This is a genomic window from Reyranella sp. (assembly GCF_052439685.1).
Lineage (GTDB): Bacteria > Pseudomonadota > Alphaproteobacteria > Reyranellales > Reyranellaceae > Reyranella.
In genome coordinates this window covers 312,591-330,233 of record NZ_JBQVQG010000002.1, presented here as the reverse complement: position 1 = coordinate 330,233, position 17,643 = coordinate 312,591, and the positions used below count along the sequence as shown (strand labels likewise).

Here is a 17,643-nt window from a genome sequence, read left to right as displayed (position 1 = left end):
GATAAGCTTACTTACTAATTTGACAAGGCCATTGAACCATTAGACTCGTAATTGAAAAATGATATTAAGGATCAGCCATTTATGGCCGATTCCTCATGTGATCGGCTGCCTACGGCGCGACGCCGAATCCTGCACGCTGGACCGCCTTGGCGATCGCGGCGACGTCGGCGCCCTCGGGAAGACGCATCTCCCCGCTCTTGAGATCGACGGAGAGAGGCGCGGTTCCTGCGCCAGTGGCGGCACGGGTGACGGCCTTGACGCAGCCGTCGCAATCCATGCCGGTGACCTTGAGGATGAGTTCTTGAGCCATGTGATATAGCTTCGCGCCGGCCGGTCGAGCCGGCAAGAGGCAAAAGCGCGGGGTTCTGGGTGAGCGGCGACATCGACGATTTTCGTGGCCTTCTGGCCAAGGTGGGCAACGGCGAGACCCTGGGCATCGACGAGGCGGAGCGCGCCTTCGACATCATGACGTCGGGCGACGCGACGCCGGCCCAGATGGGCGCCTTCCTGATGGGCCTGAAGGTCCGCGGCGAGACGGCCGACGAACTGGCCGGCGGCTCACGGGCGCTCCGGGCCAAGGTCCTCCGCGTGAAGGCGCCCGCGGGCACGATCGACATCGTGGGCACCGGCGGCGACCATCACGGCACCTACAACGTCTCCTCCTGCTCGGCCTTCGTCGTGGCGGGCGCCGGCGTTCCCGTGGCCAAGCACGGCAACCGGGCCTTCACCTCCAAGTCCGGCGCGGCCGACGTCCTGTCGGCGCTGGGCATCGGCCTCGAAGTGCCGATCGACAAACTCGAGCAGGCACTGGTCGAGGCGAAGGTCTGCTTCCTGATGGCGCCGCGCCACCATAGCGCCATGCGCAACGTGGCGGGCCCCCGGGTCGAGCTGGCGCCCACGCGCACCATTTTCAACCTGCTCGGTCCGATGTCGAATCCCGCCCTGGTGAAACGCCAGCTCGTGGGCGTGTTCGACCGCCGCTGGCTGAAGCCGGTGGCGCAGGCGCTGGGCCAGCTCGGCCTGGAGCGGGCGCTCGTCGTGCACGGCCAGGACGGCATGGACGAACTCACCACGACCACGGCGAGCTGGGCCGCCTCGCTCGAGAACGGCAAGGTGACCGAGATCGAGATTGCGCCGGAGGAGATCGGCGTGAAGCGCGCCACGCTCGACGAGCTCAAGGGCGGCGATGCGGCGCACAATGCCGAGGCGATCCATACCCTGCTGGGCGGCGAAAAGAATGCCTTCCGCGACATCGTCCTGCTGAACAGCGCCGCCGCGCTCATGGTCGCGGGCAAGGCCAGGGACCTGAAGGAAGGCGCCGCAATGGCCGCCCAGTCGATCGACAGCGGCAAGGCCAAGGACGCGCTGGCGACATTGAAGAGGATTTGCGCATGAGCGACACGCTCGACAGGATCGTTGCCGACAAGAAGCGCCATGTGGCCGGGCGCATGTCGCAACGCTCGCTCAGGGTCGTCGAGAACCTGGCCCGCGACACCGATTCGCCGCGCGGCTTCGCCAAGGCACTCAAGGCCACGATCGCCGACGGTCGCTACGGGCTGATCGCCGAGATCAAGAAGGCCTCGCCCAGCAAGGGCCTGATCCGCGAGGATTTCGACCCGCCTTCCCTCGCCCGGTCGTATGAGCGTGGCGGCGCCACCTGCCTGTCGATCCTGACCGACCAGCCCTACTTCCAGGGCAAGGACGAATTCCTGACCCAGGCGCGTACCGCGGTGAAGCTGCCGGTCCTGCGCAAGGATTTCATGATCGATCCCTATCAGGTGCCGGAAGCGCGTGCGCTGGGCGCCGACTGCATCCTGCTGATCATGGCCTGCCTCGACGACGCGATGGCTGCCGAGCTGGCGAAGCTCGCGCATAAATGGGGCATGGACGTTCTGGTCGAGGTGCATGACGCCCCCGAGCTCGAACGCGCGCTCCACGTCGATGCCGACCTGATCGGCGTCAACAACCGCAACCTCAAGACGCTCGCCGTCGATCTCGCCACGACCGAGAAGCTGGCGCCGCTGGTGCCGAAGGACCGCGTGCTGGTGGCCGAGAGCGGCCTGGGTTCTCCCGCCGATCTCGCGCGTATGGCGAAGGTCGGCGCCTCGGCGTTCCTGATCGGCGAGAGCTTCATGCGCAAGCCCGACGTCGAGGCGGCGGTGCGCGAGATGCTGGTGCGCGAGGCGGCATGAAGCGGAAGGCGGCGCTCACCCATTTCGATGAAGGCGGCAATGCCCGCATGGTCGATGTCGGCGACAAGGAGATCACCGAGCGCGTCGCCGTGGCCCGGGCCTGCGTTACGATGCAGGCCGCGACCCTGAAGCTGATCCGCGACAAGAAGGCCAAGAAGGGCGACGTGCTCGCGGTGGCGCAGCTCGCCGGCATCATGGCGGCGAAGAAGACGCCGGACCTGATCCCGCTCTGCCATCCGCTGGCGCTGTCGTCGGTCGACGTGAAGCTGTCGCTCGACCCGAAACGCAAGGCGGTCGACATCGAGGCGACCTGCAAGCTCAAGGGCCGCACCGGCGTCGAGATGGAAGCGCTGACCGCCGCCTCCGTCGCCGCGCTCACCGTCTACGACATGTGCAAGGCGGTCGATCGCGGCATGGTGATCTCCGAGGTGAAGCTCATTCACAAGTCCGGCGGCAAGTCGGGGACGTGGGACGCTCGATGAAGCCTGGCATGCTTTCCGTTCGTGATGCCCATGCCCGCGTGATCGCGGCCTTCTCTCCACTGCCGTCGGAAACCGTTTCCGTCGCCGACGCGGCGGGCCGCGTGCTCGCGGTGTCGCCGAAGGCGCGGCTGACACAGCCGCCGGCGGATCTCTCGGCGATGGACGGCTATGCCGTGCGCGCGGCCGACGTGCCCGCCGCACCGACGACGCTCACGCTCGTCGGCCAGGCACCAGCCGGCGGCTCCTACGACCAGGCGCTGCAGCCGGGAGAAGCCGTGCGCATCTTCACCGGCGGCCCGCTACCGATGGGCGCCGACTCGATCGTGATCCAGGAAGACACCCAAGCCGACGGCGCGAAAATCACCATCCTCGAGGCGCCGCGCCTCGGCCGCCACGTGCGCAGGGCTGGGTTGGACTTCTCGGTCGGCGATACACCGCTGCAGGCAGGCCGCACCCTGACGACGCGCGATCTCGCCCTGGCGGCGGCGATGAACCATCCGTGGCTCTCGGTCCGTCGCAAGCCCCGGGTCGCCATCCTCTCGACCGGCGACGAGCTCGTGATGCCGGGCGAGCCGGTGGGACGCAACCAGATCGTCTCCTCCTCAGGCATCGCCGTGGCGGCGCTGGTGCGAGGCTGGGGCGGCGAGCCCACGCTGTTCGACATCGCGCGCGACGATGCCAAGCTGATCGAGAGCTGCATCGAAGCCGGCGCGCAGCACGACCTGCTGATCACGCTGGGCGGCGCCTCGGTCGGCGACCACGATCTCGTCCGGGCGGCGCTGAAGGCGCAGGGCTTCGACATGGATTTCTGGAAGATCGCCATGCGCCCCGGCAAGCCGCTGATGTTCGCCGCGCGCGACCGCGCCCGCGTGCTCGGCCTGCCGGGCAATCCGGTCTCGACCATGGTCTGCGCGCTGCTGTTCCTGAAGCCCGCCCTCGAGCGGATGCTCGGCCAGCCGGGCGACCTGGTACGCACCCAGCCCGCCCGCCTCGCCGTCGACGTGAAACAGAACGACCAGCGCGAGGACTATGTCCGCTCCCGCCTCAGCCGCAGCGCCGACGGCGCCCTCACCGTCGATCCCCACCCGGTGCAGGACAGTTCGATGCTGTCGGTTCTGGCCGCCTGCGACGGGCTGATGATCCGCCCGCCCCACGATCCCGCGCGCAAGACGGGCGAGACGGTGCAGGTCGTCGATCTCCAGGGCCTGCCGGGCGGGTACTGATCCCACGATTCTCCCCTTCGTTCCTCGGGATAACTTGACCGCAGGAAAGAACCAAACTAGAACATGTGCCGGGTTTCAGGATTTGTTCCTAAATCCGGTAGGCGTTCCGGGGAGAAGACGGTGCTGACCCGCAAGCAAAACGAACTGCTCCTGTTCATCAACAAGCGGCTCAACGACGACGGCGTGTCGCCCTCCTTCGACGAGATGAAGGAAGCGCTGCGGCTAAAGTCGAAGTCCGGCATTCATCGGCTGATAACCGGGCTCGAGGAGCGCGGCTTCCTGCGTCGCCTGCCGCATCGTGCGCGCGCGCTCCAGGTCGTGAAGCTGCCCGAGAGCGCCGCCTTGCCGGCGCCCAACGTCACACCGCTTCTGGCCGATTCCCGCCGCGCCGGTTTTTCCGAAGCACGCGAGGGCTTCGTGCCGCAGATCGTGCGGGCCGACCGCGTCCCGTTGGCCGGCGCCATCATGGCTGCCAACGAGGCGCAGGCGCTCAGCCTCCCGCTGTATGGCCGGATCGCCGCCGGTACGCCGATCGAAGCGCTGCGCGACAACTCGACGACCGTGGATGTCCCCGTCTCGCTGCTGGGCTCCGGCGCCCACTATTGCCTGGAGGTCCAGGGCGATTCGATGGTCGAGGCCGGCATCCAGAACGGCGACATCGTCATCATCAAGAGCTCCGACACCGCCGAGTCCGGCGAGATCGTCGTAGCGCTGATCGACGATACCGAGGCGACTCTGAAGCGGCTGCGCAAGAAAGGCGCGTCGGTCGCGCTGGAGCCTGCCAACGCCGCCTACGAGACCCGCATCTTCGGACCCGACCGGGTCAAGATACAGGGCCGTCTCGCTGGCCTATACCGCCGCTATCACTGACCTCAGGCACCGGGCGCCTTGACCGGCGCGGTCTGGCGCATCGAGCTATTGGGGACCCAGGGCCTGTCGCCGCGGCGGGCGTTGGCGGTCTCACGCCTGACATTGAGATCGTCGAGCCACAGCGCGTGGGCGCCGTCCTTCCAGGCATCGCGCCGGTCGATGATGAGACGCGGGCCGCGACATCGGGCTTGAGCATCGACGGTCGACAGGACGATGTCGGCCGCGCCGCAGGCTTCAGCGAGGCGTTTTTCATCGCTCACCAGCGCGATGCGCCACGGACCCTTTCGCCAGCGACAGAGGCCCGTGCTGCAGCCGAGACCGGCGGCCTGCTGCTCGGCGCTGACCGTCCAGCGCCTTGCGCCCTCCTGCCCCTGACGACGCGCCCAGGCATCCGTCACATAGCGATCCATGCGGGCCGAGGCGACATGCACCACGCCGCGTTCGTCGCGCAGGCCGAGCACGCGACCGTCCTCGCTCATCAGCAGGTCGGGCGCCGGCGGCGGCCCCAGCATTAGGCCGATCACGACGACCGGGATTCCCGCATAGCGCCAGCGCCGCCGCCACAGGCAGAGCCAGAGCCCTCCGGCGGTCAGCAGCCACAGGCTGGCGCCGGGTAGCGACGGCACCAGCATAGCGGCCTCGGGCCACGCCGCGACGCGGAAGGCGATGGCGTTCAGCCAATCAACGCCCCAGCCCATGGGCACCAGAGCCACCGCCTCGAGCCCGAACGGCATCAGGAGCATGGCGAGCAGGCCCCACGGCATGATCCAGAAGCCGGTGAGCGGCACGCCCAGAAGGTTGGCAACGACTCCCAGCAGCGACAGGCGGTTGAAGTGGTAGGCCGCGAAGGCGCCGGTCGCGATCGAGGCGATCAGGGTCGTGACCAGGCTGGCGCCCAGCCCCGCGCCGAGCCGCCACAGCCAGCGGTGGCGGGAATTTTCGGCCCGCTCATGCAGGCGTCGACGCCAGGGGGCCGCCGCTTCCCAGCCCGCGATCAGCGCCACGACGGCGGCGAACGACATCTGGAAGGACGCGCCGGTCAACGATTCCGGCGCAATGACGAGCACGATGACGGCCGACCAGGCGACCAGCCGCAGCGACAGCGCCGTGCGATCGAGCAGGATGGCGAGTAGCGCAAAAGCAGCCATGGCGCAGGCGCGCTGCGCCGGCACAGGGGCGCCGGCCAGCGCGGTGTAGAAGACCGCCGCCATCAGGGCGAGCACGGCCGCCACCTTCTTGGCGTCGATCCGAAGGGCAAGCGGCGGAACGAGGGCGATGCCGTAGCGCACAAGCCCCATCACAAGGCCGACTGCGAAGACGATGTGCAGGCCGGAGATCGACAGGATGTGCGCCAGCCCGGAGTCGCGCATGGCCTGCGCCACGTCCTTGTCGACGGCGGTCTGCTCGCCGACCAGTACCGAGGCGACCACGCCGCCTGCAGGACCGGGCAACACATGGAGGATGCGGGCGGCAAGGTCGGCGCGCAGCGAGTCGATCGTGCGCACGAAACCGTCGGGCCGGCCGCGCTCGATCACGGTCGCGGGCGCCAGCGCGTAGCCGACCGCACCGAGCTGCTGATACCAGGCGACCCTCTGGAAATCGAAAGCACCGGGCGCCGCCGGACCGGCCGGTGGCGACAGGTTCGCGAGCACGAGCAGACGGTCCCCGATCACCAGCGGCGGCGCGCCGCGATTCAGGGTTACGCGCACCCTGGCCGGCATCATCTCGGGCGGCGGCACGCCATTGCCGCGGAGCCGGACGGCTTCGAGCACGACCCGCACGCCCTCGGGCAGACGCTGGATGTCGGCGACCCGGCCCTCGACGTTAAGGCTGAACAGTGGCCGGGTGAGCGTCGGCGCGGCGACGCTCGCGGTACGCCAGGCGACGAGGCCGAAGCCTGCCGAGGCGGCGACCGCGCCGATGGCCAGCGCACGGGCGAAGCTGCCGGACGGCGCGAAGCCGGCGATGAGCAAGGACCCTGCGGCGAGCGCCGGCCCCACCCACAAGGCCGGCTCGGCGAGCAGCTCGTAGTAGATCGCGATGCCCAGACCCAGCGCCACCGGGAGCCACAGCATCCATCGGCCGCGCTCGGCGTCCAGCTGTTCGAGGATCCAGGTGCGCAGGTTTGACACTAACTGGACGCTCCCCTACCTACGGCGCGCTTTTCCGCCCAAATTGCGGCAAAACCCGCGCTTACCGAGCATGATCCCAGGCCAATGACCGTCGTTACCCGCTTCGCCCCCTCACCCACCGGCTACCTGCATATCGGCGGCGCCCGCACGGCCCTGTTCAACTGGCTGTTCGCCAAGCATCACGGCGGCAAGTACCTGCTGCGCATCGAGGACACTGACCGCGCGCGCTCGACGGAGCCGGCGATCGCCGCGATCCTCGACGGTCTGTCGTGGCTCGGCCTGCCCTGGGATGGCGAGGTCACCTACCAGTTTTCGCGCGCCGCCCGACACGCCGAGGTTGCGCTGGAGATGCTGGCCAAGGGCCATGCCTATCATTGCTATGCCTCGCCGCAGGAGCTCGACGAGATGCGCGCGGCGCAGAAGGCCGCAGGCAAGCCAATGCGCTACGACGGCCGCTGGCGCGACCGCGGCCCGAAGGAAGCGCCTGCGGGCGTCATGCCGGTCGTGCGTCTCAAGGCGCCGCAGTCCGGCCAGACGGTCATCAAGGACGCGGTCCAGGGCGAGGTCACGGTCGATAACGCGCAGCTCGACGACATGATCCTGCTCCGTGCCGACGGGACGCCGACCTACATGCTGGCCGTCGTCGTCGACGATCACGACATGGGCGTGACCCATGTGATCCGCGGCGACGACCATCTGAACAACGCCTTTCGCCAGCTCCAGATTATCCGCGCGATGGGCTGGGCGGAGCCGGTCTATGCACACATCCCCCTGATCCACGGGCCCGACGGCGCCAAGCTCAGCAAGCGTCACGGGGCGTTGGGCGTCGACGCCTATCGCGACATGGGCTTCCTGCCGGCGGCGCTGCGCAACTACCTGCTGCGGCTGGGCTGGGGCCATGGCGACGACGAGATCATCTCGACGGCGCAGGCGATCGAATGGTTCGACCTCGCAGGTGTCGGCCGCTCGGCCTCGCGCTTCGATCTGGCCAAGCTCACCAACCTCAACGCCCATTACTTGCGCGAGACGCCGGATGCCGAGCTCGTGCCGCTCGTGCTACCGCGCATCGAGGAGAAGCTCGGCACCGTCGATGCTGCTGGCCGCGAGCGCATCGTGCGCGGCCTCTCCGGCGTGAAGCAGCGCGCGCGCACCCTGATCGAACTCGCGGACAGTCTTGCCTTCTACGCCCGCGCTGGCGCGCCGCCGATCGCCGACGACAAGGCCCGCGCGCTGCTGACACCCGACGCCCGTGCCGTGATGGCGAATCTCGCGCCGGCGTTGGAGATGCAGGCGAGCGACTGGAGCGAAAAGGCGCTCGAAGACGCCGTGCGTGAGTTCGCCGAGGCGAACGGGCTGAAGCTCGGCCAGGTCGCTCAGCCGCTCCGCGTCGCGCTGACCGGCTCGACCGCTTCGCCCGGCATCTTCGAAGTGCTGGCCGTGCTGGGGCCTGCCGAGAGCAAGGTTCGTTTGCTGGCGGCCGCCGCTTGAACGGGAGACAGGTAATGGATGACAAGAAGTCGATGCCGGGGGCCGCTGCGAACGAAGAGGCGCGCGATTTCATTCGCGACCTGGTTCAGTCGGATCTCGCCAGCGGAAAAGTGCAAAGCATCGTTACTCGCTTTCCGCCGGAGCCGAACGGCTACCTGCATCTCGGCCACGCAAAGTCGATCTGCCTGAATTTCGGAATTGCGACCGAGTATGGCGGCCGCTGCCACCTTCGCTTCGACGATACCAACCCCGTGAAGGAGGAGCAGGAATTTATCGACGCCATCAAGCGGGACGTAAATTGGCTCGGCTTCGACTGGGGCGAACATCTGTACCATGCGTCAGACTATTTCCAGACGCTGTACGACTGGGCCGAGCACCTCATTCGCGCCGGCCTCGCCTATGTCGACGACACGCCGCCCGACGAGATGCGAGCAATGCGTGGCACGCTGACCGAACCGGGACGCGCCTCGCCAGATCGCGACCGCTCGGTGGAAACGAATCTCGGCTTGTTTCGCGATATGCGCGCCGGCAAGTTTCCCAACGGCGCCTGCGTGTTGCGCGCAAAGATCGACCTTGCGTCCGGCAACATGAACCTGCGCGACCCCGTCTTGTATCGCATCCTGCACGCGTCTCACCCGCGCACCGGCACTGAGTGGTGCATCTACCCGACCTATGATTTCGCACATGGCCAGTCCGACGCCCTGGAACATGTCACGCACTCACTTTGCACCCTGGAGTTCGCGGACCATCGTCCCCTATACGACTGGTTCCTCGACCACTTGCCGGTGCCGGCGCGGCCGCGCCAGACCGAATTCGCCCGCCTCAATATCGGCTACACCGTCCTTTCCAAGCGCCACCTGACGGATCTGGTGCGGCGCCACATCGTGAGCGGCTGGGACGATCCGCGCATGCCGACCCTCGCAGGCCTGCGCCGCCGCGGCGTGCCGCCGAAGGCGATCCGCGACTTCGTTCGGCGCATCGGCATGTCCAAGGCCAACAGCGTCGTCGATCTCGCCATGTTCGATCACGCGATCCGAGACCAGCTCAATCAGGTGGCGCATCGGCGCATGGCGGTCCTCCGGCCGCTGAAGCTCGTGATCGAGAACTTTCCCGAAGACCACGTCGAAGAACTGGAGGCCGTCAACCATCCGGGGGATCCGGCCGCCGGCACGCGTACCCTTCGCTTCGGCCGGGAAATCTTCGTCGAGCGCGACGACTTCATGGAGAACCCGTCGAACAAATTCTTCCGGCTGGCGGTCGGCCGAGAGGTCAGGTTGCGCTACGCTTATCTCGTCACCTGCCGCGAGGTGATCAAGGACGCAGACGGCAACGTGGTCGAACTGCGCTGCACCTACGATCCAGCAAGCCGCGGCGGCAACGCGCCGGACGGTCGAAAGGTAAAGGCCACCCTGCACTGGGTGTCCGCCCGGGATGCACTTCCCGCCGAGGTCCGATTGTACAGCATGCTCTTCAACCGTCCTGATCCGGGCGCCGGTGGCGATCTCGACGCCGACCTGAATCCGGGCTCGCTCGAAGTCGTGTCGGGCGCGCTGCTGGAGCCCTCCTTGGCGGAGATACCTGAAGGGCAAGCCGTGCAGTTCGAGCGGCTGGGCTATTTCTGCCCGGACCTCGCGAGTCGGTCGACGGCTCTGGTGTTCAACCGCACGATCGAGTTACGCGACAGCTGGGCAAAGGTGCAGGTCCAGAGTTAGGAGTAGCGCTGCCGCGAGACGAAGCGCGATTGCTGTCCGCAGCCGGATAGATCGGTCCGCGCGATGCCGGCAGGTTACCCCCATGAGCCTGCGTATCTGGATCTGGCTGGTGTCGCTGTCCGTCCTGTGGGGCGGCTCCTTCTTCTTCGCCAAGGTGGCTCTGGTCGAGCTCGCGCCGCTCACGGTGGTGTTCTGTCGTGTGGCGCTGGCCGCGCTCGCGCTCAATCTGGTGTTGCTCTCATCCGGCCGGAACCTGTTCCGCGCCGGGGCACCTCTTCGCACTTACGCCGCGATGGGCCTGCTGAACAACCTCGTCCCATTCGGCCTGATCTTCTGGAGCCAGACGCAGATCGAATCCGGGCTGGCCTCGATCCTCAACGCCACCACGCCGCTCTTCACCCTGCTGGTTGCGCACTTCGTCACTCATGACGAACGGATCGGCGGCCTCAAACTCGGCGCGCTCTTCATCGGCATCGGAGGCGTCGCGGTGTTGATGGGAGCCGACGCGATCGGCACCAGCCGGGGCACGGCAGGCCAGATCGCCTGTCTCGGAGCCGCCCTCTCCTATGCCTTCGCCGGTGTCTACGGACGGCGCTTCGCGAGGATGGGCGTGGCGCCGCTCGAGGCCGCCACCGGTCAGGTCACCCTGAGCGCCATGTTGATTCTGCCGATCATGCTGGTCGTCGACCAACCCTGGATACAGCCCGTCCCTCCCGGCCCCGCGACATGGGCTGCACTCGCGGGACTTGCCCTGCTTTCGACCGCGCTCGCTTACGTCCTGTATTTCCGCATTCTTGCGGCTGCCGGGGCAACGAACCTCCTGCTGGTTACCTTTCTGATACCGGTCACCGCGATCCTGCTCGGCGCCCTCATCCTCGGTGAGCGGCTGGCGCCCCGGCACTTCGCCGGCATGGCCCTGATCGGCCTTTCGCTGGCCGCGATCGACGGCCGGATCGTGCGTTTTCTACGCCCCGCGAAATAGCGCCCCGGCTGTTCAATTGCGCCTTCTTTAGGGGCTTGTTAGGGTGCCGCCGAACCGGCGAACGGCATCCAACGGGATGCGCGCGCCTTGCTTGAATCGAGCCTGGAAAAGAGTTCACCAATGGCCAAATCGACCGCGACGCTGACCGACAACGAAACCGGCAAGACCTACGAGATGCCGATCATCCACGGCACCCTCGGCCCGCGCCTGGTCGACGTCCGTAAGTTCTACGGCGAGTCGGGGATGTTCACCTACGATCCGGGCTTCACCTCGACCGGCTCGTGCGGCTCGAAGATCACCTACATCGACGGCGACGAAGGCCTGCTGCTCCATCGCGGCTACAACATCGCCGAACTCGCCGAGCAGAGCGACTTCATGGAAGTCGCCTATCTGCTGATGAAGGGCGATCTGCCGAACAAGGCGCAGAAGGACAAGTTCGTGAAGGACATCACGAACCACACGATGGTCCATGAGCAGCTCAGCCAGTTCTATCGTGGCTTCCGGCGCGACGCTCATCCGATGGCGATCTGCTGTGGCGTGGTCGGCGCCCTGTCGGCCTTCTATCACGACTCGCTCGACATCCATGATCCGCATCAGCGCATGGTCGCCTCCTATCGCCTGGTCGCCAAGATGCCGACGATCGCGGCGATGGCCTACAAGTATTCGGTGGGTCAGCCGTTCGTCTATCCGCGCAACGACCTGTCCTACGCCGCCAACTTCCTGCGCATGATGTTCTCGGTTCCGGCCGAGGAATACGAGGTCAACCCGATCGTCGAAAAGGCGATGGACCGCATCCTCATGCTCCATGCCGACCATGAGCAGAACGCCTCGACGTCGACGGTCCGCCTCGCCGGCTCCTCGGGCGCCAACCCGTTCGCGTGCATCGCCGCGGGCATCGCCTCGCTGTGGGGCCCGAGCCATGGCGGCGCCAACGAAGCCGTCATCAACATGCTGAACGAGATCGGCGGCAAGCAGAACATCCCGGGCTTCCTGTCGCGCGTGAAGGACAAGGCCGATCACACCCGCCTCATGGGCTTCGGCCACCGCGTCTACAAGAACTACGACCCGCGCGCCAAAGTCATGCGCCAGACCTGTCACGAGGTCCTGACCTCGCTGGGGGTCACCCATGACCCGCTGCTCGAGCTGGCCATGGAAATGGAGCAGATCGCCCTCAAGGACGACTATTTCGTCTCGAAGAAGCTCTATCCGAACGTTGACTTCTACTCGGGCATTATTTTCCGCGCGATCGGCATCCCGACGTCCATGTTCACCGTTCTCTTCGCGGTGGCTCGTACCGTCGGATGGATTTCGCAGTGGAACGAGATGATCGAGGATCCGGACCAGAAGATCGGCCGTCCCCGTCAGCTCTACAACGGCCACACCGAGCGTCCCTACAAGCCGCTTCATATGCGGGGCTAAAATCGCTGTCCGGGAGGGAAGCGAGAAATACATGGCAAGATCATCGTTCGGGCCGCGCCAGGGGGAAACATCCTGGGCGGCCACCCACACACCCAAGGCCCAGCCGCGCATCGTGCGGGTGGGCCGTCCCGCCAACGACAATTTCCGCCGCCCGGGCGTGCGGACCTGGATGTTCGTGGCCGGGCTTCTCGGCGCAGCCGTGGCCTTGGTGGCCGCGAACTGGCGATTTTTCTAGGATCGAGCCGTTCCAATGAAAAAGGCCCGCGATGCGGGCCTTTTTTCTGTGCGCGGGTGTGGAAGGTTACGAGCTTCGTGTGCCGTTCTTCATTCGGCGCTCTTGGACATTGCCGCAGACAATGTCTTGTCGCTCCCGCCGGCTAAGCTTCGCTCGGCCCTCTCAGCCCTTGCGCTCGATCAGTTCGATCTTGTAGCCGTCAGGATCTTCGACGAAAGCGATGACGGTCGTCCCGAATTTCACCGGACCGGCCGGCCGAGTGACCTTGCCGCCTGCCTTCGTGACGTCCTCGCACAGCTTGTAGACATCGGGGACGCCGATCGCGAGATGGCCGAATCCGGTACCGAGTTCGTAGGGCTTCGCCTGATCCCAGTTGTGGGTCAGCTCGACGACGCAATGCTCGGGCTCGTCGCCGTAGCCAACGAAGGCCAGGCTGTACTTACCGTCCGGCACGTCGCGCTTGCGCAGGAGCTTCATGCCCAGCGGACCGGTGTAGAAGGCCAGCGACTTGTCGAGATCCACGACGCGGATCATCGTGTGCAACATGCGGAAATTGGACTGGGTATCGGGCATCATCCCCTCCCTGCTCGTTCGCGGTTCAGCGGTCGCGGATCATGGCGGCGAACGTCGCTTCCGCCGCCAGCTTGCCGTCGACGATCGCCTTGCCTGAAAACTTCCAGACATTGGCGCGGCTCTGCACCTTGGTCACGTGCAGCTCGAGACGGTCGCCCGGCACCACCGGGCGACGGAACCTCACGCCGTCAATCGACATGAAATAGACGAGCTTGCCTTCCGACTCGGCGCCGAATGTCGAGACGACGAGCACACACGCCGTCTGTGCCATCGCTTCCACGACGAGAACCCCCGGCATGACCGGCTCGGAAGGAAAATGGCCCTGGAAGAACGGCTCGTTGATGGTGACGTTCTTGATCCCCACCGCGCTCCGGTCGAGCTGCATGTCGATCACACGATCGACCATCAGCATCGGGTAGCGGTGCGGGATCATCTCCAGGATCCGCTTGATGTCGACGGAGGTGGCTGTGGCGGGGCTGCTGTTCTCAATCTGGACGTTCATGACCGTGGCCTCTCCGCTCAGAAGCGCGTGCCGAAGCTGAAACGCACGGCCTGCTGCTTGTCCCACGATTCATATTGCAGGGGTATCGCATAGTCGATCCGGATGGGACCGAAAGGCGAGATCCACTGGACGCCTACGCCGGTCGAGACGCGCATGAGCTGGCTGGTCAGGACGGACGCCAGACCGTAGCTTTGCGCCTGGACGCCCCAGAGCGATCCCACGTCCACGAACGCCTTACCCAGCAGTCCCACTTCCTTGGGAACCATCGGCAGCGGATAAGAAAGCTCGGTCGTACCCGTGTAGTAGAACTGGCCACCCAGCGAATCCGTCGTGTTGGCGTCGCGCGGCCCGATGCCGCCCACGGTGAAGCCGCGCATGGTGTCGCCGCCGATGAAGAACAGGTTGTTCAGGCGGATGTAGGAGTTGTTGAACGGGAAGATCAGACCCGCGGAGCCGCCGACCGACAGCACGACATCCTCGAAAAGCGACCTGTAATAGACCGCGTCGGCGGTGGTGCGGATGTACTGCTCGGTGCCGATGAGGCCCGCCGCGGCGATCGAATTGCGCACCAGCCAGCCCTTGGTGGCGTTCAGGCGCTGGTCGCGGGTATCCCAGATCAGCGTCTCCGACAGTTCGGACACGACCTGTGTGCCCTGGTTCTGCTGGATGATGTAGGAAGCCCAGGGCTGGACGTTGTAGATGTCGGTCTGCCGCAGCGTATAGCGAACCAACTGACGGATTTCCTCCGAGTAGGCCCAGCCGGCACGCAGGGCGAATCCCACGCTCCGATCGCTATAGCTCGCGATGTTCTGGCGATCGTTCGATGTCCTGAAGACGTCGATGCCAGCCGAAAGCTGCCGATCCATGAAGTAGGGTTCGGTGAATCCAAGGTCGATCGAGGTACTCAGCGTACCGATGGACAGGCCGACTCGCGCTTCCTGGCCCTTGCCGAGCAGGTTGCGTTCCTTGACCGAGATGTCGCCCACGATTCCGGCCGTGGTCGAATAGCCGGCGCCGAGGGAGATTTCACCCGTGCTCTGCTCGACGACCTGGACCTCAAGGTTGGTCTTGTCGGGCGCCGAGCCCGGTGCCGCAGCGATATCGACCTTCTCGAAGAAGCCGAGGTTGCGCAGACGCTGCTCGCTGCGCCTCACCTTGGCCGTGCTGAAGGCGTCACCCTCAGCCAGGCGGAATTCACGGCGGATCACCTTGTCGAGGGTGCGCGTATTGCCCGAAATGTTGATGCGCTCGACATAGACGCGCGGCCCTTCCTGGACATCGAAGGTCACGTCGACGGTATTGTTGTCCCGGTTGCGCCGGATGTTCGGCCGCACGTCCACGAACGCGTAACCCAGCGATCCGACCGCCTCGGAAATGTTCGAGACCGACTTCTCGACCGCGTTGGCATCGTACCAGTCGCCCTCGGCGATGGTCAGGAAGGACTTGAGGACGTCGACGTTGAGACCCTGGAAGCGGCTGGTGACGTCGACTTTCCCGAACTTGTAGCGATCGCCCTCATGGATCGTGAAGGTGATGAAGAATCCTTCGCGGTTCGGAGCAAGTTCGGCGACCGACGAAACCACGCGGAAATCCGCATAGCCTTCGGAGAGGTAGAATTTGCGCAGAAGCTCGCGATCGAGGTTCAGACGGTCGGGATCGAAGCGGTCATCCGAACTCAGGAAACGCCACCAGGCGCTCTCGGAGGTCCGGATCTTGCCTCTCAGGGTGCCGTCGCCGAACGCCTCGTTGCCGACGAAGCTGATGCGCTTCACGCCCGTGACATCGCCTTCGTTGATCTCGAACACGACGTCGACCCGTCCCTGTTCGAGCCTGATGATCTTCGGCTCGACCGAGGCGTTATAGCGGCCGCTGCGGCGATAGATGGTCAGGATCCGGTCGACGTCCGACTGCGCGCGCGCGCGGGTGAAGACCTGTCGCGGCTTGGACTGCACTTCGTCGCGCAGCTTGTCGTCGTCGATCTTCTTGTTTCCCTCGAAGGCGACGCGATTGATGATCGGATTTTCCGTGACCTTCACGACGAGGGTCGTGCCCTGCATCTCGAGCACGACGTCGGCAAACAATCCCGTCGCGAACAGCGCCTTCAGCGAACGGTCCGCCGCGGCCGCGTCGAACGGCTCGCCGACCTTGAGCTGAAGGTACGACCGAATCGTCTCCGGCTCCGAGCGGACATTACCCTGGATCTGGATCCCGGAAATCGCACCGCTTACGGCAGCGCCACGCTGCGCGTGTGCCGGGGCGGTGAAGGCCAGGATTGCGAAGACGGCCAGTACGGCCCAACGAACGATCAAACTCACCCCCGGCGCCAGTCAGACCTGCCGATGGTCAAAGACGTGAACGCAGCTTTCTAGACCGGCAAAGGGGACTAAGCCACCCCTTTTGTCCCCCGTTCCGAAGTCGCGACAACGCATCAACTCAGCGCAGCAAAAGCCTGATGTCATTGAAAGTTGCGATCAGCGCCATGCCGATCACCAGTGCAAATCCGAGCTTCAATCCGATCTCCTGGGCCCGCAGGCTGAGAGGCTTACCGCGCACCGCTTCGTAAGCATACATCGCGAGATGGCCGCCATCGAGCATGGGGACCGGCAGAAGGTTGAAGATGCCCAGTACTACAGACAAGGCGATGACGAGATTGAGGATTCCGGCCCAGCCCGCATAGGATGCCTCGCCCGCCGCCTTGGCGATGCGGATCGGCCCGCCCAATTCATCCACAGGTCGGGCCGCGGTCAGGATCTGTCCCATCGACGTGTAGAACATCGACGTCATCCCCCAGACGGCGCGCACCCCTGCCCCCATGGCGCCGATCACGCCATGGTCACGGAGCTCGGTCACAGCGGCAGGACGAATACGCAGGCGGCCGACGATCTGCTCCTTGCCAGCGCAATCGACCACCTTGTCGACGATCGGCACCACCGTCGTCTCGCCGAAGCGCCCGTCCCGATCGTACTTGACGGTCACCGGCTCGCCGCCACGGCTGCCGATCAGCTCCGGGATGCGCGAGAAATAGTCGACCGGCTTGCCGTCGATCGCCACCAGGAGATCGCCGACCTTCAGGCCGGCCGCCTCGGCCGGGCTGTTGGCCGTGAAGCCGCCGACGACCGGGCGAATATACTGATCGATGCCGAGATCGCCGTAGCGCAGCGTATTGTTGTAGCGATCCGTGCGCTCACAGTAATGCGGCTGAATCTCGCCGCGCAGGAGCTGGTTGCCGCGGCGGTACTCGACCGACATCGGCTTGGCCCAGTAGAGGAACTGGGATTCCTGGATGTCCTCGTAACGGTCGACGCGCTTGTCGGCCAGACGCACGATCTCGTCGCCCGAACGCAGGCCCGCTTTGGCCGCCGGGCCATCGGCCTGCACAGCGACGGTTGCCGGCGTGAAGGGCTCGCCGGCGAAGAAATAGACGCCCGTCAGCAGGACGAACGCGAACAGGAGATTGGCCACGGGCCCGCCCAGCACGACCGCGGCGCGGGCATAGAGCGGCTGGCTGAAAAAGGCCCGCCGACGGTCGGTGGGCGACAGGGCCTCGTCGGTCGGCGTAGCGCTCGTTGCATCGCTGTCGCCCAGGAACTTGACGTAGCCGCCAAGCGGGATCGCCGAAATCTTCCAGCGGGTGCCGTTGCGGTCGGTCCAGCCGAAGATCTCGGGACCGAAGCCGATCGAGAAGACCTCCGCATGGATGCCGAAGCGACGTCCAACCCAGTAGTGACCGTATTCGTGAACGAAGACGAGCAACGTCAATACGAGGACGAAGTACGGCAGATACGTCGTAAACAGGCTGACCATACTCTGCATGCCCTACTCGACCTCAAATC

General features: G+C 65.7%; 16 protein-coding genes. 10 read left to right on the top strand and 6 right to left on the bottom strand.

The annotated features are described in order from the left end of the window. Window positions 1–109: 109 nt before the first annotated feature. A complete protein-coding gene (locus tag ACT6UX_RS04680) occupies window positions 110–310 on the bottom strand; it encodes a heavy-metal-associated domain-containing protein (protein ID WP_444773972.1) in 201 nt (66 codons plus the stop codon). 71 nt (window positions 311–381) lie between these two features. On the opposite strand from ACT6UX_RS04680, the gene trpD reads away from it, so the two are divergent. The 5 genes from trpD (at window position 382) to lexA (ending at window position 4,767) form a co-directional block, all read left to right on the top strand. Then, entirely contained in the window at window positions 382–1,395 is a 1,014-nt protein-coding gene (gene trpD, locus ACT6UX_RS04675; RefSeq protein ID WP_444774132.1) for an anthranilate phosphoribosyltransferase, read from the top strand. Next, the gene (gene trpC / locus ACT6UX_RS04670) at window positions 1,392–2,192 is read left to right on the top strand and encodes an indole-3-glycerol phosphate synthase TrpC (RefSeq protein WP_444773971.1); all 801 of its coding nucleotides are present in this window, start codon (window positions 1,392–1,394) and stop codon (window positions 2,190–2,192) included. Before trpD ends, trpC begins: the two co-directional genes overlap by 4 nt. Continuing rightward, window positions 2,189–2,674 carry a cyclic pyranopterin monophosphate synthase MoaC gene (gene moaC, locus ACT6UX_RS04665; protein ID WP_444773970.1) on the top strand — a complete coding sequence of 162 codons (486 nt, stop codon included), beginning with the start codon at window positions 2,189–2,191 and terminating at the stop codon, window positions 2,672–2,674. Before trpC ends, moaC begins: the two co-directional genes overlap by 4 nt. Window positions 2,675–2,682: 8 nt before the next feature. Continuing rightward, window positions 2,683–3,897 (top strand): molybdopterin molybdotransferase MoeA, encoded by a 1,215-nt coding sequence (locus ACT6UX_RS04660; protein WP_444773969.1) that lies wholly within the window; start codon window positions 2,683–2,685, stop codon window positions 3,895–3,897. A gap of 120 nt (window positions 3,898–4,017) precedes the next feature. Next, entirely contained in the window at window positions 4,018–4,767 is a 750-nt protein-coding gene (gene lexA, locus ACT6UX_RS04655; RefSeq protein WP_444773968.1) for a transcriptional repressor LexA, read from the top strand. 2 nt (window positions 4,768–4,769) lie between these two features. On the opposite strand, the gene ACT6UX_RS04650 is transcribed toward lexA, so the two are convergent. Then, window positions 4,770–6,899 carry a ComEC/Rec2 family competence protein gene (locus tag ACT6UX_RS04650; RefSeq protein ID WP_444773967.1) on the bottom strand — a complete coding sequence of 710 codons (2,130 nt, stop codon included), beginning with the start codon at window positions 6,897–6,899 and terminating at the stop codon, window positions 4,770–4,772. An 84-nt stretch (window positions 6,900–6,983) separates the two neighbouring features. Between ACT6UX_RS04650 and gltX the strand changes: the two genes are divergently transcribed. The 5 genes from gltX to ACT6UX_RS04625 all read left to right on the top strand — a co-directional run bounded on the left by gltX (window position 6,984) and on the right by ACT6UX_RS04625 (window position 12,735). Beyond that, window positions 6,984–8,387, top strand: coding sequence for a glutamate--tRNA ligase (gltX, locus tag ACT6UX_RS04645; RefSeq protein ID WP_444773966.1), 1,404 nt, complete (start codon window positions 6,984–6,986; stop codon window positions 8,385–8,387). A 32-nt stretch (window positions 8,388–8,419) separates the two neighbouring features. Beyond that, window positions 8,420–10,099: a glutamine--tRNA ligase/YqeY domain fusion protein gene (locus ACT6UX_RS04640; protein ID WP_444774131.1), complete on the top strand. Its 1,680-nt coding sequence runs from the start codon at window positions 8,420–8,422 to the stop codon at window positions 10,097–10,099. Between the two features lie 82 nt (window positions 10,100–10,181). Continuing rightward, window positions 10,182–11,081 (top strand): DMT family transporter, encoded by a 900-nt coding sequence (locus ACT6UX_RS04635; protein WP_444773965.1) that lies wholly within the window; start codon window positions 10,182–10,184, stop codon window positions 11,079–11,081. A 120-nt stretch (window positions 11,082–11,201) separates the two neighbouring features. Then, window positions 11,202–12,500, top strand: a complete 1,299-nt coding sequence (locus tag ACT6UX_RS04630; protein WP_444773964.1) for a citrate synthase — start codon at window positions 11,202–11,204, stop codon at window positions 12,498–12,500. Window positions 12,501–12,531: 31 nt separating this feature from the next. After that, window positions 12,532–12,735 carry a hypothetical protein gene (locus ACT6UX_RS04625; RefSeq protein ID WP_444773963.1) on the top strand — a complete coding sequence of 68 codons (204 nt, stop codon included), beginning with the start codon at window positions 12,532–12,534 and terminating at the stop codon, window positions 12,733–12,735. A gap of 162 nt (window positions 12,736–12,897) precedes the next feature. Here the strand turns inward: ACT6UX_RS04625 and gloA are convergent, their stop codons facing one another. From gloA to rseP, 4 genes are all read right to left on the bottom strand, one after another. Continuing rightward, window positions 12,898–13,308 carry a lactoylglutathione lyase gene (gene gloA, locus ACT6UX_RS04620; RefSeq protein ID WP_444773962.1) on the bottom strand — a complete coding sequence of 137 codons (411 nt, stop codon included), beginning with the start codon at window positions 13,306–13,308 and terminating at the stop codon, window positions 12,898–12,900. Between the two features lie 25 nt (window positions 13,309–13,333). Next, window positions 13,334–13,810: a 3-hydroxyacyl-ACP dehydratase FabZ gene (fabZ, locus tag ACT6UX_RS04615; protein WP_444773961.1), complete on the bottom strand. Its 477-nt coding sequence runs from the start codon at window positions 13,808–13,810 to the stop codon at window positions 13,334–13,336. Window positions 13,811–13,827: 17 nt separating this feature from the next. After that, on the bottom strand, window positions 13,828–16,125 hold the full coding sequence (bamA, locus tag ACT6UX_RS04610) for an outer membrane protein assembly factor BamA (protein ID WP_444773960.1): 2,298 nt from the start codon (window positions 16,123–16,125) through the stop codon (window positions 13,828–13,830). A gap of 118 nt (window positions 16,126–16,243) precedes the next feature. Next, complete coding sequence (rseP, locus tag ACT6UX_RS04605) at window positions 16,244–17,623, bottom strand: RIP metalloprotease RseP (protein WP_444773959.1); 1,380 nt, start codon at window positions 17,621–17,623, stop codon at window positions 16,244–16,246. Window positions 17,624–17,643: the final 20 nt, after the last annotated feature.

Excerpts from the sequence above, each read along its gene's own strand:
- ACT6UX_RS04680 (WP_444773972.1), bottom strand. The coding sequence starts at position 310 with ATGGCTCAAGAACTCATCCTCAAGGTCACCGGCATGGATTGCGACGGC.
- trpC (WP_444773971.1), top strand. The coding sequence starts at position 1,392 with ATGAGCGACACGCTCGACAGGATCGTTGCCGACAAGAAGCGCCATGTG.
- moaC (WP_444773970.1), top strand. The coding sequence starts at position 2,189 with ATGAAGCGGAAGGCGGCGCTCACCCATTTCGATGAAGGCGGCAATGCC.
- ACT6UX_RS04660 (WP_444773969.1), top strand. The coding sequence starts at position 2,683 with ATGCTTTCCGTTCGTGATGCCCATGCCCGCGTGATCGCGGCCTTCTCT.
- gltX (WP_444773966.1), top strand. The coding sequence starts at position 6,984 with ATGACCGTCGTTACCCGCTTCGCCCCCTCACCCACCGGCTACCTGCAT.
- ACT6UX_RS04640 (WP_444774131.1), top strand. The coding sequence starts at position 8,420 with ATGCCGGGGGCCGCTGCGAACGAAGAGGCGCGCGATTTCATTCGCGAC.
- ACT6UX_RS04635 (WP_444773965.1), top strand. The coding sequence starts at position 10,182 with ATGAGCCTGCGTATCTGGATCTGGCTGGTGTCGCTGTCCGTCCTGTGG.
- ACT6UX_RS04630 (WP_444773964.1), top strand. The coding sequence starts at position 11,202 with ATGGCCAAATCGACCGCGACGCTGACCGACAACGAAACCGGCAAGACC.
- ACT6UX_RS04625 (WP_444773963.1), top strand. The coding sequence starts at position 12,532 with ATGGCAAGATCATCGTTCGGGCCGCGCCAGGGGGAAACATCCTGGGCG.
- gloA (WP_444773962.1), bottom strand. The coding sequence starts at position 13,308 with ATGCCCGATACCCAGTCCAATTTCCGCATGTTGCACACGATGATCCGC.
- fabZ (WP_444773961.1), bottom strand. The coding sequence starts at position 13,810 with ATGAACGTCCAGATTGAGAACAGCAGCCCCGCCACAGCCACCTCCGTC.
- rseP (WP_444773959.1), bottom strand. The coding sequence starts at position 17,623 with ATGCAGAGTATGGTCAGCCTGTTTACGACGTATCTGCCGTACTTCGTC.